General features: G+C 73.4%; 16 protein-coding genes. 7 read left to right on the top strand and 9 right to left on the bottom strand.

Translation table 11 applies throughout. From position 1 onward, the window contains the following. Window positions 1-7 precede the first annotated feature (7 nt). Window positions 8-199 carry a zinc-binding dehydrogenase gene (locus LADH09A_RS26970; RefSeq protein ID WP_238648420.1) on the top strand — a complete coding sequence of 64 codons (192 nt, stop codon included), beginning with the start codon at window positions 8-10 and terminating at the stop codon, window positions 197-199. On the opposite strand, the gene LADH09A_RS26965 is transcribed toward LADH09A_RS26970, so the two are convergent. The 3 genes from LADH09A_RS26965 to mobA all read right to left on the bottom strand — a co-directional run bounded on the left by LADH09A_RS26965 (window position 196) and on the right by mobA (window position 2270). Next, on the bottom strand, window positions 196-1302 hold the full coding sequence (locus LADH09A_RS26965; protein WP_238648419.1) for a T3SS (YopN, CesT) and YbjN peptide-binding chaperone 1: 1107 nt from the start codon (window positions 1300-1302) through the stop codon (window positions 196-198). The two genes, LADH09A_RS26970 and LADH09A_RS26965, sit on opposite strands and share 4 nt — an antisense overlap. 81 nt (window positions 1303-1383) lie before the next feature. After that, the gene (locus tag LADH09A_RS26960) at window positions 1384-1650 is read right to left on the bottom strand and encodes a DUF6457 domain-containing protein (protein ID WP_238648418.1); all 267 of its coding nucleotides are present in this window, start codon (window positions 1648-1650) and stop codon (window positions 1384-1386) included. Further along, a complete protein-coding gene (gene mobA, locus LADH09A_RS26955) occupies window positions 1647-2270 on the bottom strand; it encodes a molybdenum cofactor guanylyltransferase (RefSeq protein WP_238648417.1) in 624 nt (207 codons plus the stop codon). The genes LADH09A_RS26960 and mobA overlap by 4 nt, the downstream gene beginning before the upstream one ends. Before the next feature lie 101 nt (window positions 2271-2371). Between mobA and fdhD the strand changes: the two genes are divergently transcribed. Continuing rightward, window positions 2372-3238, top strand: coding sequence for a formate dehydrogenase accessory sulfurtransferase FdhD (gene fdhD / locus LADH09A_RS26950; RefSeq protein WP_238648416.1), 867 nt, complete (start codon window positions 2372-2374; stop codon window positions 3236-3238). Window positions 3239-3241: 3 nt separating this feature from the next. On the opposite strand, the gene LADH09A_RS26945 is transcribed toward fdhD, so the two are convergent. The 4 genes from LADH09A_RS26945 to LADH09A_RS26930 all read right to left on the bottom strand — a co-directional run bounded on the left by LADH09A_RS26945 (window position 3242) and on the right by LADH09A_RS26930 (window position 5776). Beyond that, window positions 3242-3949 carry a GAP family protein gene (locus LADH09A_RS26945; protein WP_238648415.1) on the bottom strand — a complete coding sequence of 236 codons (708 nt, stop codon included), beginning with the start codon at window positions 3947-3949 and terminating at the stop codon, window positions 3242-3244. An 84-nt stretch (window positions 3950-4033) separates the two neighbouring features. Continuing rightward, entirely contained in the window at window positions 4034-4432 is a 399-nt protein-coding gene (locus LADH09A_RS26940) for a hypothetical protein (protein WP_238648414.1), read from the bottom strand. Further along, window positions 4429-4680, bottom strand: coding sequence for a hypothetical protein (locus LADH09A_RS26935; RefSeq protein WP_238648413.1), 252 nt, complete (start codon window positions 4678-4680; stop codon window positions 4429-4431). The genes LADH09A_RS26940 and LADH09A_RS26935 overlap by 4 nt, the downstream gene beginning before the upstream one ends. A 49-nt stretch (window positions 4681-4729) precedes the next feature. Further along, window positions 4730-5776, bottom strand: coding sequence for a DUF4192 domain-containing protein (locus tag LADH09A_RS26930; RefSeq protein WP_238648412.1), 1047 nt, complete (start codon window positions 5774-5776; stop codon window positions 4730-4732). Window positions 5777-5950: 174 nt separating this feature from the next. On the opposite strand from LADH09A_RS26930, the gene LADH09A_RS26925 reads away from it, so the two are divergent. The 5 genes from LADH09A_RS26925 to LADH09A_RS26905 all read left to right on the top strand — a co-directional run bounded on the left by LADH09A_RS26925 (window position 5951) and on the right by LADH09A_RS26905 (window position 12650). Further along, complete coding sequence (locus LADH09A_RS26925) at window positions 5951-6865, top strand: fructosamine kinase family protein (protein ID WP_238648471.1); 915 nt, start codon at window positions 5951-5953, stop codon at window positions 6863-6865. Then, window positions 6862-7875, top strand: coding sequence for a GTP 3',8-cyclase MoaA (gene moaA, locus LADH09A_RS26920; protein ID WP_238648411.1), 1014 nt, complete (start codon window positions 6862-6864; stop codon window positions 7873-7875). Before LADH09A_RS26925 ends, moaA begins: the two co-directional genes overlap by 4 nt. A 3-nt stretch (window positions 7876-7878) precedes the next feature. Next, window positions 7879-8133 (top strand): MoaD/ThiS family protein, encoded by a 255-nt coding sequence (locus LADH09A_RS26915; protein ID WP_238648410.1) that lies wholly within the window; start codon window positions 7879-7881, stop codon window positions 8131-8133. Between the two features lie 13 nt (window positions 8134-8146). Beyond that, entirely contained in the window at window positions 8147-9394 is a 1248-nt protein-coding gene (locus LADH09A_RS26910; RefSeq protein ID WP_238648409.1) for a metallophosphoesterase, read from the top strand. 61 nt (window positions 9395-9455) lie between these two features. Continuing rightward, window positions 9456-12650: a UvrD-helicase domain-containing protein gene (locus LADH09A_RS26905; protein ID WP_238648408.1), complete on the top strand. Its 3195-nt coding sequence runs from the start codon at window positions 9456-9458 to the stop codon at window positions 12648-12650. 157 nt (window positions 12651-12807) lie between these two features. Here the strand turns inward: LADH09A_RS26905 and LADH09A_RS26900 are convergent, their stop codons facing one another. Both LADH09A_RS26900 and LADH09A_RS26895 read right to left on the bottom strand, forming a co-directional pair. Next, window positions 12808-13449 (bottom strand): A24 family peptidase, encoded by a 642-nt coding sequence (locus tag LADH09A_RS26900; RefSeq protein ID WP_238648407.1) that lies wholly within the window; start codon window positions 13447-13449, stop codon window positions 12808-12810. A 10-nt stretch (window positions 13450-13459) separates the two neighbouring features. Next, window positions 13460-14464, bottom strand: coding sequence for an EamA family transporter (locus tag LADH09A_RS26895; protein WP_238648406.1), 1005 nt, complete (start codon window positions 14462-14464; stop codon window positions 13460-13462). Window positions 14465-14786 lie beyond the last annotated feature (322 nt).

The raw sequence follows: 14786 nt of genomic DNA, 5'->3' as shown, positions 1-14786 counted from the left end.
TCAACAGGTGCAATGGTCGCGTCGCGGCACGAGGCCCGCGCGGCTGCGGGCGTACACCGAGCAGGCCCTGGCGGACTCGGCGGCCGGCCATTTGCGACCGCTGATCGGCCGACGATTCCCGCTGGACCGCGCCGCCGACGCGCACGCCGCCATCGAGGCGCGCGCGACGGTCGGCAGGACCCTGCTGGACGTCGGTTAGAGGTACATGCCGGTGCGGTGCTCCGACTCGTCGCGCCGGACCGGCTTGTCGCCCTCGCCGAAGAAGCGCTTGCCGCCGAACTCGCCGTGCAGACGGTCGTCCAGCTCGTCGGCGAGACCGGTCATCACCTGCACCGCCAGCATCAGGTGGGTGGCCTGGAAGTTGCGGCCGAAGACCGGGATGGAGGCCCAGACCGTGTCGTCGGCGCAGTAGAGGCGGCCGATCGGCATCCGGTTGGTCAGCTCGGAGAGCTTGACGTAGAGGCGTTCGGTCGGCTCCACCTCGGTGAGCACCGGGGAGAAGACGTCCACCAGGGGCGGGTTGTCCCGCACCCGCACGAAGACCATCGCCGAGCCGGCGCGGATGGTGATGTCGCCGTCCGAGTCGATCTGCAACCGGTCGGTGTCCGACTTGAGCATCGTGGAGACCACGGTGCGGACCCGGTCGGCCAGGTCGAGCACGTCGTCCCGCTCGACCTGCGCGGCGGCCGCCTCGGCCAGCGCCTCCTCTAGGTCCGCCTCGACGTCGGCGTCCGGGCCGAACTCGCTGCGCGCGGTGCCCAGCGGTTCCACGGACAGCGGCTCGCCCTCGGCGTCGTGCACCAGGTAGACGAGGAAGGCCGGGTGCGGAGCACCGTAGACGTCACGCAGCGTGCGGGAGAGCAGCGTGGCGACCCGCGTCGACTCGCCGGTCGTTGCGTTCAGCCCGAAGGAACCGCCGGAGCCGGCGACCACCCCGGGCGGGGACCAACCGAGCGCCACCATGTCCGCCACCGCGCCCCGGTCGAGTCGGTAACCCGCCGGTAGGGTGGCGTTTCCCACCGCGCGGGCGGACAGCGCGCCGTCGGCGTCCACGTCGACGCTGACCGAGTAGACGGCGTCTCCGGTGCCGGAAGCCGTCGGGTCCAGCGTCACGTCGAGATGCGCGCCCACCGGAAGGTCCCGCAGTCGCACAGCGAGCGCGCGGGCGAACTCCTGCCACGCCTCGGTCACCTTCGCCCGCAGATCGGTGGTGCTGGGCTCGTCGAGCAGGATCGATTCCACCGGCTCAGCCGTGGTGCCGGGCAGCTCACCGTGCGGCGCCGAGGGGTGGTCAGCCGTCATGATCGCCTCCGTCCGTCTCGATCACCCTACCCACGCCGCCCAGGGGTCGAATCAGCCCGGACCGGGATCGGACAACGGCGGTCAGGGCGCCGCCGGGTCCGCGGGGTCGGCGCCCAGCTCGACGGGCCAGGTGCCCGCCAGCGCGCTGACCCGGGCCGCGGCGTCGGCCGGGTCGGCCCCTCGACCAACCGCCAGCCCCAGCAGGTACGCGGTGACCGGCGCCCCGGGCCGCAGCACCTGGTGGGCGACGTCGCGGGCCAGGTCCAGCACCGCCGGCACGGGCACCCCGACCGGGTCCAGATCCAACTCCGTGCACACCGCCGTGACCCAGTCGTCCATCACCGTCATCGCGCCCACTCCTCCGCCCGGCGTACGTCCTCGTCAGTGTCGCAGTCGAACCACGGCGGCGGGCCGTCGCCGGACCAGGGCACCTCCCGTACGACCAGCCCGGCCAGCAGAGCCCGGACCGGCGCCCCGCTCAGGCTGCCGCCGCGCTCGACCGTCAGCCGGCCCAACCCGGCCCGCAACGCGGCGACGCGCCAGACACCGCAGAGCGACTGCCGCCGGCCGTCCCCGTCGACGAAGCAGGCTCCGTCGGGCCGCCGTTCGCCACCGGCTGCCCGGCCCTCCTCGGCGACCTGACCCAGCAGCTCGCCGACCGCGGACCGGGTGAGCAGCGGCAGGTCGGCGGCGAGCAGCGCGACGAGTGCCGTGTCGGGATCGAGCAGCGCCAGCCCGGCAGCCGCCGCGGCGACCGGGCCACCCCCGGGCGGGTCCTCCCGGATGACCCGCACTCCTTCGGGGACGGCGTCGGCTGCACCAACCAGCACCCGCGGCGTGGCATCGCTGACGGCGGCCAGCACCCGGTCGCGCATCGGCCGCCCACCGACCGGGAGCGCCGGCTTGTCCACGCCGCCCATCCGTCGGGCGGCCCCACCCGCGAGCACCACGGCGGCGTACGTCCCCATCCGGCCACGGTAGCCCTGTCGACGCCCGGTCGGCGTCGCTGCCGGGTGCCCGATGCCCGGTGGCCGTGCGCGTCCGCCGACCCGAGGTGGAGGATGGCGGGATGGGACGGGCAACTGATCGACGGGGCGTACTCCGAATCGACCTGGACGCTGCGACCGCCGGGCGCGGGTCCGTCCGTCGGCCGGACACGCTGGCCGTGGAGGAGCCGCTGGAGATCCGGGTCGGCGCGGCCGGTCCCGGCCGCCGGCGACCGCTCGCCGTCACGATGCGCACCCCGGGCGACGACCTGGACCTGGCCATCGGGTTCCTGCTGACCGAAGGGCTGATCCGGTCGACCGATGACGTGTTGACCGCTCAACTCTGTGCCGGCGCGGAGACGCCGAACACGTACAACGTGGTGGACGTGGTGCTCGCACCCGGCGTACCGGAACCGACCACCGACCCGTCCCGGAACTTCTACACGACCAGTTCCTGCGGGGTCTGCGGCAAGGCCAGCATCGACGCGATCCGCACCCGGTCGCTGTTCCCGGTCGCGGAGGATCCGCTCAGCGTGCCGGCCGCGCTCCTCGCCGACCTGCCGGACCGGCTGCGCGCCGCCCAGCGCGGCTTCGACCGGACCGGTGGGCTCCACGCGGCGGGGCTGTTCACCCCGGACGGTGAGCTGGTGGTGATCCGGGAGGACGTGGGCCGGCACAACGCCGTGGACAAGGTGATCGGCTGGGCGGTGCGACAACGGCGGCTGCCGCTGGCCGGGCACCTGCTGCTGGTCTCCGGCCGGGCGAGCTTCGAGCTGACCCAGAAGGCATGGATGGCGGGGTTGCCGATGCTCGCCGCGGTGTCCGCGCCGAGCACTCTCGCCGCCGAACTGGCCGACGAGGCGGGGATGACGCTTGTCGGCTTCCTGCGTGGCCGGACCATGAACGTCTACACCGGGCCGCACCGGATCACGGTGGAGCAGCCGGCCTGACGCTCAACGACTGAGCAGGTCGAACAGCTCCAACCGGACGGCGGCGTCCCGGGCGACCAGGAAGCCGGCGATGCCGAGGATCCAACTCAACGCGCTGCCCGCCTTCGTGACGATCCAGGTGTTCAGTCGTGCCAGCACCGGCTCGACCAACGTCGGGCGGGCCACCCGGGCACCGAGCAGGAGCATCGCCGGCAGCACCATGACCAGGCAGTAGCCGGCCAGCAACGCCACCACGGTCGCCGACCCGACTCCCGAGGTGGCCAACAGCCCCACCGCACCGAGGTACGGCAGCATGGTCGCCACCTCGGCGAGCGCGGCGAGCAGCGCGAGCCCGACCAACCACCGGGCCGAGGAGTCGCCGGCGGTGGCCCGGTCCCGCCAGCGCAGCACGCCACCGGTGCCGGATCGTCGTTTGCCGTCGTAACGGAAGCTGAGCAGCAGCATCGCCACGCCGAGGACGAGTTGCGCCCAGAGCACTCCCCGGTTGTCCAGGGCACCGCCCAGCGCGTCGCCCAGCTGGCTGCCACCCCAGACCAGCAGCAGCCCCACCGCGAGGTAGAACGCCGCGATCGTGGCGAGGTAGCCCAGGATCCGCCGGGCGTTGACCGGCCCGGGGGCGAGCAGCAGCCAGACCGGGATGAAGAGGGTGCCGATGCTGGTGCTGTCGATCAACGCCAGCCCGGCCAGCGACAGCAGCAATTCGGGGGTCACGAGATCAGTCTCCGGTGGTGGTGGCGCTGCCGCGTCGGCCGTGGACAGGAGCAACGCCTACATCCTTCGACGGATGCTCTGCCGTCAGGCCAGGTCGAGGATGCTCCAGTTGGTCGGCAGCACCTTCGCCGCCATCGCGGACTGCACGGTCGCGTAGTGCGCCCCGTGGGTGAGTGCCACACGGGCCGCATGACCGAACGAGATGTCTCCACCCACCGCGCGGGCCAGTCTGCCCGTGTCCTGCGCATCACCGGCATCGAGCGGCAGCAGGCAGATCATCGGGGCACTCATCATCAGCGCCAGCAGCGCGGCGTCGATCTCGTCACCCACGCTCGCGTGGGCGGCCGCCAGGCAGGTCGCGGGAACCGCCACCTGCCGCCCCTCGTCAGCGACCTCCAGCATCAACTCCCCCACCGACACGTTGCCGTCGAGGTAGGCCGTCAACGCCGACGCGTCGAACACGGCCGCGATCCGATCGCTCATCCGGCACCTCCCAACATCCGGCGTCCCTCGGCCAGGGCGTCCGGCGGAATGGGTGTCGCCAGCCGCTCCCGCCACCGTGCCCTGCCCGCCTCGGTCACCTCGATGCCGGCTCGTCGCAGCACCTCGTGGACGTGCACGACGGCCATTTGAGCGCGCACCGCCGCGGTGATCGCGGCCGAGACGTTGGGCTGCTGGTCGAGCCACTCCGCGACGTCGTCGGGGAGGCTCACGGAGCGCTTCACGGTCATGGCCGCCAGCCTATCAACTCTGGTGGCACCGACGGTATTACCGGACTGGTCAGCGGCGGCCACGTCGACTCCGTTTGCGGGGGCGGATGACACCAGGCATCCCGACCGACGGCCAGCCGTCCAGCTCGGACGGGGGCACACCCCGGCGGAGCATGTCGTCCAGCAGCACGGCCAGCGAGTAGTCGGGGTGCAGGCTCAGCGTGCGTTCCAGTGCGACCGCCGCCAACGCCCCCTGCCCCGCACGCCAGGCCGCGAACGCCAGCAGAGCGCCCGGGGCGGCAACCAGCTCCGGCTCGACCCGACGCAGCACGTCGGTCCAGAGGGCGATGTCCCGGTCCCGACCGTCGGTGCGTTCCCACGCGTGGTCCCGGACCGGCAGGTGGGTCATCAGCAGGCCCAACCAGGCCACCTCGTCGTCGTCAAGACGCTCACCACGGCGCTGCCGGCGCTGGGCCTCGCGGACCGCCGTCACCCCGGCGGAACGCACCGCGCGACCGCCGAGCAGATCACTCTCGGGCGCCTGCTCGATCAGCTCGGCCAGCCTCGGCCTGGCGCGGGCGGTGGCCGCGCGCGCCGCGTCGCGCGCCGGGCCGTCCACCGCTGACACCTGTGCCACGAGGGCGGCCCGGTCGGGGAGCGCGACCTGGCCGGCGAAGACCGCGGACGCGGTCAACGGGTTGGCGGTCGGGTCGTAGCGCCGACCCTCGGGCGGGCAGCAGTCGGGCTCGGTGCAGAGATAGGACCACCACCGGCCGTCGGTCACCCGCAGCGCGTCGAGCACGTCCATCCCGCCGGCGCTCAGTGCGGCGCGCACCGCGTCCACGGCCGGCGTCACCCGGTCGGGTGGCCCGTAACCGACCACGGTGGCGGCCTCCGCGCCCTGCCGGCGGATCACGCCGGCCAGGTGCCGGGCCCGCTCGACCTGGTCGGTGGACGGGTCGGGCAGGTCCGCCCGAGCGGCGAAGATGATCTGCCGGCCGAGCAACGCCACGGCGACGACGCTGTCGGTGGGATGGAAGCCGAGCAGGTACGGCACCGCGGCGATCAGGTCGGCGGGTGAGCGCACGGCGAGCTGGGAGCGTTCGGTCGAGGTCATGACGGAAGCGTGCGGCGGGTCCGGGCGGCCCAACAGACCCTGTGGACGACACGCGACTTATCCACAGCTACTCAGCGTGTTTTCCCTGCTCAGGCCGCACATACGAGGTGCCGGAACGGTGCCGGTGTCCTCGGTCGCGACCGTGCTGTCATGGGGAGCGGTTACCGTGCGCTGATGGACCTGGCGTACCTGCGCGCGCACCCGGCACACCTGCCGACCTTCCGGACCCATCAGCGGCTCCGGGAGACGCCGGTCGCCGGTGGAAACATCTGTGCCGCGACCCGGCTCACGCTGGACGACGGCCACTCCGTCTTCGCCAAGTCCTGGCCGGAGGCGGCCGACCGACCAGCACCGGAGGGCTTCTTCGCCGCCGAGGCGGCCGGCCTGCGCTGGCTGCGGGAGGCCGGCGCTGTCGCCGTACCCGAGGTGCTCGTGGCTCTACCAGACCTGCTGGCGCTCGACTGGGTGGAGCCCGGCGAGCCGACGCCGGAGGCCGCGGACCGCTTCGGCCGCGAGTTGGCGGCCCTGCACCGGGCGGGGTCGGCCACCTTCGGTGCGGCCTGGGCCGGGTTCATCGGGTCACTACCCCAGGACAACACCCCGACCGACGGGCCCTGGTCGACGTGGTTCGCCGAGCGACGCCTCACCCCCTACCTACGGCGCTCGGTCGACGCCGGTGCGCTGACCAGCGCCGATGTCACCCTGGTCGAGCGGGTGATCGACCGGGTCGGCGGGCTCGGCGGCGACGAGCCGCCCGCCCGCATCCACGGCGACCTGTGGCCGGGCAACGTGCTGTGGGGGGCCGACGACCGGGCCTGGCTCGTCGACCCGGCGGCGCACGGCGGGCACCGGGAAACAGATCTTGCTCAGCTCGCCCTCTTCGGCGGCATCCCTCACCTGGATCGGGTGCTGGCCGCCTATCAGGAGACCTGGCCGTTGCCGGCCGGCTGGCGCGAGCGGGTGCCGCTGCACCAACTGCACCTGCTGCTCGTGCACACCTCGCTGTTCGGCGACAGTTACCGAGATGTGGTGGTCCAGACCGCCCGTGCCGCCCTGGGCGGGGCCGAGCGCGCTACGGTCGACAGGTGAGCGCCGCCCCGGGGACCAACGGGGTCCTCGTCGACCGGTACGGCCGCGTCGCCCGGGACCTGCGCGTGTCCCTCACCGACAAGTGCAACCTGCGCTGCACCTACTGCATGCCGGCCGAAGGTCTGCCCTGGCTGGCCGGCCCCGAGTTGCTGACCGACGAGGAGATCGTCCGGCTGGTCCGGGTGGCCGTCGAGCGGCTCGGTGTGACCGAGGTGCGGTTCACCGGCGGTGAGCCGCTGATCCGGCCCGGGCTGGTCGGCATCGTGACCGCGGTCGCCGCGTTGCGGCCCCGCCCCCGGATCTCGCTGACCACCAACGGCATCGGGCTGGACCGGCTGGCCCCGGCGCTGAGCGCCGCCGGTCTGGACCGGGTGAACGTCTCACTGGACACTCTGGACGCGGACCGGTTCACCCGGCTCACTCGCCGCCCCCGCCTCGACGCGGTGCTGGCGGGGCTCGCCGGGGCGGCGGCTGCCGGGCTCAGCCCCGTGAAGATCAACTCGGTGCTGATGCGCGGTGTCAACGAGGACGAGGCACCGGCCCTGCTGCGCTTCGCCCTCGACCACGACTATCAGCTACGGATCATCGAGCAGATGCCGCTGGACGCCCAGCACGGCTGGGACCGCAGCACGATGGTCACCGCGGAGGAGATCCTGACCTCCCTGCGTACCGTCTTCGACCTCAGTCCCGACCCGGCCGAACGCGGTGCGGCGCCGGCGGAGACCTGGCTGGTCGACGGCGGCCCCGCGCGGGTCGGTGTGATCGCCAGCGTGACCCGCCCCTTCTGCGGGGACTGCGACCGCACCCGGCTGACCGCGGACGGCCAGGTCCGCGCCTGTCTCTTCGCCACGGAGGAGTCCGACCTGCGCGCCGCGCTGCGCGCCGACGCGGACGACGACGAGTTGGCCCGGCGCTGGCGCACCGCGATGTGGGGCAAGCGCGCCGGGCACGGCATCGACGACCCCACCTTCCTCCAGCCGACCCGGCCGATGTCCGCGATCGGGGGCTGAGACGTGACCCCGAGCCCGCTGACCGTCCGCTACTTCGCGGGGGCCCGCGCCGCCGCCGGCCAGACCGAGGAGGTCCTGCCCGCCGGCCGGTCCCTCGACGACCTCACGGCCGAGCTGGTACGGCGACACGGGGACCGGCTCGCCGCTGTGCTGCGAGCGGCGAGTTTCCTGGTGGACGGCGTCACCTGTCATGATCGTCAGGCACCCCTGCCGGCCGGGGCCACGATCGATGTCCTGCCCCCGTTCGCGGGTGGCTGAGGGAGGCACACGCATGTTGGCGGTTCTGGGGTTCGTGACCGTCCTGGCTCTGATCACCGGCTTGATCCACCTCTACCTGTGGAAGCGGCTCGTCCGGGACACCACCACCCCGGGCCGCTGGCGTCGGATCGGCGGGGTCGCCGCCCTGGTGCTGGCGTTGCTCGTGCCGGTCACCCTCGCCGGGACGCAGGCCGGGCTCTACTGGCTCGCCTGGCCGGGCTACGTGTGGCTCGCGCTGATGTTCTACCTGCTCGTCGTGCTGGTCGTGCTCGAAGTGCCGATGCTGGTCACCCGACTGGTGCTGCGCCGCCGGGTGGTTGCCGCGGAGCCGAGCGCCGCCGCCCCCGAACCGGTGCTGGTCGGCGCCGCCGGGCCGACCGACCCGCCGGCCGCCGACGCCGTCGCGGCACCGGATCACGACCCGTCCCGCCGGTTGCTGCTCGCCCGTGGGGCGGCCATCTTCGCTGGCCTCACCGCCACCGGCACCGTGGGGTACGGCGTCCGCACCGCCCTCGGCCCACCACGCCTCGACCGGGTGCAGATCCCGCTCGCCAAGCTCCCCCGCAGCATGGACGGCCTGCGCATCGCCACCGTCTCCGACATCCACCTCGGTCCGCTACGCGGGCGGGCGCACACCGAGCGGATCGTCGCCGCGATCAACCGGCTCGACGCGGACCTGGTCGCGGTCGTCGGGGACCTGGTCGACGGCTCGGTCGCCGAGCTCGGCTCGGCCGCTGCGCCGCTGCGTGACCTGCGCTCCCGCTACGGCAACTTCTTCGTCACCGGCAACCACGAGTACTACTCGGGGGTGGAGGAGTGGGTCCAGGAAATCGACCGGCTGGGCCTGCGGGTCCTGCAGAACCGGCGCCAGGAGATCCAGGCCCGGGGCGGCGTGCTCGACGTGGCCGGCGTGAACGACCTGGACGCCACGGGAGTCAGTGGCCTGGCGGCCGGGCCGGACTTCGCCGCCGCGCTGGGTGACCGTGACCCGAGTCGCCCGGTGGTGTTGCTCGCCCACCAGCCGCTGGCCGCGGTGCAGGCGGCCCGGTTCGGCGTCGACCTGCAACTGTCCGGGCACACCCACGGTGGGCAGATGGTGCCGTTCAACCTCGCCGTACGGCTGGAGCAGCCGGTGGTCAGCGGGCTCGGCGAGGTCGACGGCACCAAGGTCTACGTGACCAACGGCGCCGGTTTCTGGGGGCCGCCGGTGCGGGTCGGTGCCGAGCCGCAGATCAGTCTGGTCGAGTTGCGCTCGGCATAGCGGACGTCACGTCCGCGCGTGGCGGCGGGCGGCCGGCGCGGCGGGCGTGACAGGATGCGGCGTGCCTCCGTTCAGCGCCGTACCCCCCGGTGGCCTCCCGCCATTCGTCGCGGACCTGCACATCCACTCGAAGTACTCGCGCGCGTGCAGCCGCGACCTCACGCTGCCGAATCTCGCGTGGTGGGCCCGGCGTAAGGGCATCGGTCTGCTCGGCACCGGCGACTTCACCCACCCCGCCTGGTACGACCACCTGCGAGAGACCCTGCGCCCGGCGGAACCGGGGTTGTACCGGCTCGACGCCGAGGCGGAACGGGACGTCGCCCGCCGGCTGCCGCCACGGCTCGCCGGCGCGGCGGAGGCGGACCCGGTCCGGTTCATGCTGAGCGTGGAGATCTCCACCATCTACAAGCGGGACGACCGGACCCGCAAGGTGCACCACCTGATCTACCTGCCGGACCTGGACGCGGTGGCGCGGTTCAACACCGCGCTCGGCCGGATCGGCAACCTCGGCTCGGACGGCCGGCCGATCCTCGGCCTGGACTCCCGCGACCTGCTGGAGATCACCCTGGAGGCCAGCGGAGACGGCTACCTGGTGCCGGCGCACATCTGGACGCCGTGGTTCTCGGCGCTGGGCTCGAAGTCGGGCTTCGACGCGATCGCGGACTGTTACGCGGACCTGGCCGAGCACATCTTCGCCGTGGAGACCGGTCTCTCCTCCGATCCGGCGATGAACTGGCGGGTCGGCAGCCTGGACGGCTACCAGCTGGTGTCCAACTCGGACGCGCACTCCCCGCCGGCTCTGGGCCGGGAGGCGACCGTGCTGGCCGTCGAGCGGGACTACTTCGCCGTCCGGGAGGCGCTGCGGACCGGCGACGGTCTGGCCGGAACGATCGAGTTCTTCCCGGAGGAGGGCAAGTACCACGCGGACGGGCACCGGCTCTGTGGGGTCAACTGGTCCCCGGAGCGCACTCGTGCGGCCGACGGACGCTGCCCCGAGTGTGGCAAGCCGCTGACCGTGGGCGTCCTCAGCCGGATCGAGGAGCTGGCCGACCGCCCGCAGGGGCACCGGCCGGCGCACGCCCGCGACGTCACCCACCTGGTGCCACTGGCCGAGATCCTCGGCGAGATCAACAAGGTGGGCGCGCGATCGAAGAAGGTCGAGGGGCGTTTCAACGAGCTTCTCGCCGCGCTCGGCCCCGAGCTGGAGATCCTGACCACGACGCCGCTGAGCGACATCGCGCAGGCGGGCGGCGAGTTGCTCGCCGAGGGCATCGGGCGGTTGCGCCGCGGCGACGTCCGGCGGGTGCCGGGTTACGACGGCGAGTACGGGGTGATCACCCTCTTCGACCCGGCCGAGCTGGGGGCCCACGCGGGCACGGCACAGGAGACGCTGTTCGACGTACCGGTGCCGGCCCAGCGCCGACCCGAGCACCCGGCGCCCAGGGCCACGGCCAAGCGCCCGGCGGCGGCCAAGGCGGAGCCGAAGCGTAAGCAGGTCCCTGCGCCGGCACCGCCGATCGCGTCACCGCCCTCTCCGCACGAACCGTTCGAGCCGATGCTCTCCGGGATGGAGGAGGTCGGCACCGGCCTGCTGGACCGGCTGGACGCGATGCAGCGGGTGGCCGCCTCCGCACCCGGCGGGCCGCTGCTCATCGTGGCTGGTCCGGGCACCGGCAAGACCCGGACGCTCACCCACCGGATCGCGTACCTCTGCGCGGAGCTGAACGTCTTTCCCGAGCACTGCCTGGCGATCACGTTCACCCGCCGGGCCGCCGAGGAGCTGCGGCACCGCCTCGACGCCCTGCTCGGCCCGGTCGCCGAGGACGTCACCGTCGGCACGTTCCACGCGCTGGGGTTGACCATCCTGCGGGAGAACGCGGACGCCGCCGGCCTGCCGGCCGACTTCCGCATCGCGGACGACACCGAGCGCGCGGCTGCCCGGGCGGAGGCCGGCGACGACAGCGCCAGCTATGCGGCGCTGCTGCGCAAGCAGGACCTGGTCGACCTGGACGAGCTGGTGAGCCTGCCGGTGGAGTTGCTACGGGCCGACCGGAAGCTGGTCGAACGCTACCGGGACCGCTGGCAGTGGATCTTCGTCGACGAGTACCAGGACGTGGACTCGACGCAGTACGAGCTGCTGCGGCTGCTCAGCCCCGCGGACGGCAACCTGTGCGCGATCGGCGACCCGGATCAGGCGATCTACTCGTTCCGGGGCGCCGACGTCGGCTACTTCCTGCGCTTCTCCGCGGACTTCACGGACGCCCGGTTGGTGCGGCTCAACCGCAACTACCGCTCGTCGGCGCCGATCCTGGCCGCCGCCGTGCAGGCCATCGCGCCGTCCTCGCTGGTTCGTGGCCGGCGACTGGACCCGGCCCGGCTCGACCCGGAGGCCCCGCTGGTCGGGCGCTACCCGGCGGCTTCGGTGGCCGAGGAGGCCGACTTCGTGGTCCGTACCGTCGACGACCTGGTCGGCGGGCTGTCGCACCGTTCGTTGGACTCGGGCCGGATCGACGGCCGGTCCACCTCGTTGTCGTTCTCCGACATCGCCGTGCTGTACCGCACCGACGCGCAGGCCGCGCCGATCGTCGACGCCCTGACCCGGGCCAACATCCCGGTGCAGAAGCGGTCACACGACCGGCTGCGGGACCGGCCCGGGGTGGCGGCCATCGCCCGCGAGCTGCGGCACGCCGACGGGCTGGCCGGTTCGCTGGCCGCCCGGGTGCGGCTGGCCGGCCAGGTGGTCGCGGAGCGGTTCGCCGTGCCCACCCTGGACGGTGCCGGCAGCACTGTCCGTCCCGAGGACGTCCGCTCGGCCGTGGACCTGCTGACCCCCCTGGCCCGGCGTTGCGGCGACGACCTGGAGACGTTCCTGTCGCAACTGGCCACCGGCGCCGAGGTGGACGCGCTCGATCCGCGCGCGGAGGCGGTCACGCTGCTCACCCTGCACGCCGCGAAGGGCCTGGAGTTCCCGGTGGTCTTCCTGGTCGGCGTCGAGGACGGGTTGCTGCCGCTGCGCTGGCCGGGCTCGACGCCCGACGAGGACGCGGTCGCCGAGGAGCGGCGGCTCTTCTTCGTCGGCCTGACCCGCGCCCAGGACCGGCTGTACGTCACGCACGCCGCCCGCCGGACCCGGCACGGCGTGGAGCGTGACTGCTCCCCGTCGCCGTTCCTCGGCGTCATCGACCCCGGCCTGTTCGAACGGTTCGGCGAGGCCGAGCCACGCCGCCCGAAGGACCGCCAGCTCCGGTTGATCTGAGCCCCGGACGCCGACAGGCCTTCGGCAAGGCGCGCGCTCGGACCGACTCATCTCGACGAGCGTGATACCTCAGAGTCATAAATATGCCTGTGAGGTATCACGCTCGTTCGGGCATGCGCCACCCACGGCATCACCCACGGTGACCAGGCGGCAGGGGTCAACCCAGGAGGGCGCCGAGCCATGCGCCGGCGAGCAGGGCCGGCCCGAGTGGCAGCAGCGTGTCCCGGCGTACCCGCCGCGCGGCAAGCAGGCCGAGCACCAGAGCACCGTGCAGCACATGCGCCAGGATCAGCCCGGTGAGCAGGGCGTCCCGGCCCAGCCAGCCGAGCGGCAGGCCGAGGACGGCGGCGAGTTTCACGTCCCCGAAGCCCAGCCGGGAGCCGGGAAGCAGGGCCAGCAGCACGTGCGCCGCCCCGGCGACGACCGCGCCCGCCAGCGCGGCGAGCAGCCGGTCCGGGTCGTCGGCCAGCACCGCCACGCCGGCCAGGCCGGCGAGGGCCAGCAGCCCGGCGGCGAGGACGAGCGGGTCGGGCAGCCGCAGGCAGGCCAGGTCGACCTGAGCCAGCACCAGCCCCACCGCCGCCACCGCGAGGAACACCGGCAGCGTCGGGTCGTCACCCAGCGCGACGGCGAGACCTGCGAAGACGCTGGCCGCCACCGGCGGGCCGAGCCAGACCCGGGCACCGCGCCGGGATGGCGGCCGGGCCGGCGGGGTCGTGAAACGCCGGGCCAGCGGGGGTACGACGAGACCGACCAGCCCGCCGAGCAACGCCACCCCGACCAGTGCAGCGGTCGGCATGGGCCGGACGTTAGCGGCGGTCGCCCGTCGGCGCGGTCCCCGATCGCGCCTCCGCGCTCACACGACGGGGACGTTCGGTGCTCACCACCAGGGCCACCCCGGCGACGATGACCGCGCCACCGAGCAGCACCTGCGGGGTGATCGGCTCGGCGACCAGCAGCGCGCCGAGCGCGACCGCGACCGCCGGGTTGACGTAGGCGTACGTCGACACCAGCGAGATGGGCGCGTTGTGCAGCAGCCAGACGTACGCGGTGAAGGCCACCAGCGAGCCGGCCACCATGAGGTAGACCAGGGCCAACCAGGAGCGGGTGCTGACCGCCGCCGGGTGGAAGTCCCCCAGCTCGCCCCGACCGGCGGCGACGACGGCCAACACGAGCGCGCCGGCCACCATCTCGTACACCGTGGCCACGAAGGGGTCGGCGGGCATCCGGATCCGTCCGGACAGGAACGATCCGACCGACCAGGAGGTGGCCGCCGCCACCACGGTCAACGCCCCCACCAGCGGTACGGCGTCCGAGCTGCCGGCGGGCAGCACCAGTAGGACCAGACCGGCGAACCCCAGGGTGACCCCGGCGAACGTCCAGAGCGGCGGCCGGTCGCCGTTGGCGGAGCGCAACAGCACGACGAGCAGCGGTACGGTCGCGACCAGCAGCGCGGCGATGCCGGAGGGCACCGCCACTCCGGGCGGCCCGGACTCGGCGAGCACCACCAGCCCGTTGCCGCCGGCCAGCAGGAGCACCCCGACCAGCGCGGCGGAACCGAGCTGCCGGCGGTCCACCCGCAGTGCGCCGGGCCCTCGGCGAAGCCGAAGCACCACCGCCAGGATCAGGCCGGCCACGGCGAACCGCAGTGCGGCCGACAGCAGCGGCGGCAGCGTCTCCACGGTGATGCGGATGGCCAGATAGGTGGAACCCCAGAGCAGGTAGACCACGATCAACGCGGTCCAGATCAGGGTCGGCGTGGCGCCCGCGCGGCTGCCGCTGAGGGCTGCGGCGCTCGGTGAAGGTGAGCTCATCAGTGGACCACGCTACGGTGACCTCGGAGTCGGCGTCGCGCATTGGTGGCCGGCCTCTCACCACTCGTGCAGGAGGGCGGCATGACGAACTACGGACCACCGGGTGGCGGCAACCCGGGCCCGTGGCGTGGGCAACGACCCGACGAGACGCCCGAACGGCCGGCGCAGCAGCCGTACCCGCCGGCAGCCGAGCCCTACCCGCCGGCGGTCCCGTCCTACCCGCGCGCACCCCAGGGCCGCCCCGGGCCGTACGACGGCCCACCTGCCACGCCCTACGGTGGCGGGCCGGAGACGCCCTACGGCCGTGAGCCGGCTGCGCCCT

Origin of the sequence: Micromonospora cabrerizensis (genome assembly GCF_022230955.1) — a bacterium.
GTDB lineage: Bacteria > Actinomycetota > Actinomycetes > Mycobacteriales > Micromonosporaceae > Micromonospora > Micromonospora cabrerizensis.
Note: the sequence above shows the minus strand (reverse complement) of the source record. Positions and strands in the feature narration are given on the sequence as shown.

Excerpts from the sequence above, each read along its gene's own strand:
- LADH09A_RS26965 (WP_238648419.1), bottom strand. The coding sequence starts at position 1,302 with ATGACGGCTGACCACCCCTCGGCGCCGCACGGTGAGCTGCCCGGCACC.
- LADH09A_RS26960 (WP_238648418.1), bottom strand. The coding sequence starts at position 1,650 with ATGACGGTGATGGACGACTGGGTCACGGCGGTGTGCACGGAGTTGGAT.
- mobA (WP_238648417.1), bottom strand. The coding sequence starts at position 2,270 with ATGGGGACGTACGCCGCCGTGGTGCTCGCGGGTGGGGCCGCCCGACGG.
- fdhD (WP_238648416.1), top strand. The coding sequence starts at position 2,372 with ATGGGACGGGCAACTGATCGACGGGGCGTACTCCGAATCGACCTGGAC.
- LADH09A_RS26940 (WP_238648414.1), bottom strand. The coding sequence starts at position 4,432 with ATGAGCGATCGGATCGCGGCCGTGTTCGACGCGTCGGCGTTGACGGCC.
- LADH09A_RS26935 (WP_238648413.1), bottom strand. The coding sequence starts at position 4,680 with ATGACCGTGAAGCGCTCCGTGAGCCTCCCCGACGACGTCGCGGAGTGG.
- LADH09A_RS26930 (WP_238648412.1), bottom strand. The coding sequence starts at position 5,776 with ATGACCTCGACCGAACGCTCCCAGCTCGCCGTGCGCTCACCCGCCGAC.
- LADH09A_RS26925 (WP_238648471.1), top strand. The coding sequence starts at position 5,951 with ATGGACCTGGCGTACCTGCGCGCGCACCCGGCACACCTGCCGACCTTC.
- LADH09A_RS26910 (WP_238648409.1), top strand. The coding sequence starts at position 8,147 with ATGTTGGCGGTTCTGGGGTTCGTGACCGTCCTGGCTCTGATCACCGGC.
- LADH09A_RS26900 (WP_238648407.1), bottom strand. The coding sequence starts at position 13,449 with ATGCCGACCGCTGCACTGGTCGGGGTGGCGTTGCTCGGCGGGCTGGTC.
- LADH09A_RS26895 (WP_238648406.1), bottom strand. The coding sequence starts at position 14,464 with ATGAGCTCACCTTCACCGAGCGCCGCAGCCCTCAGCGGCAGCCGCGCG.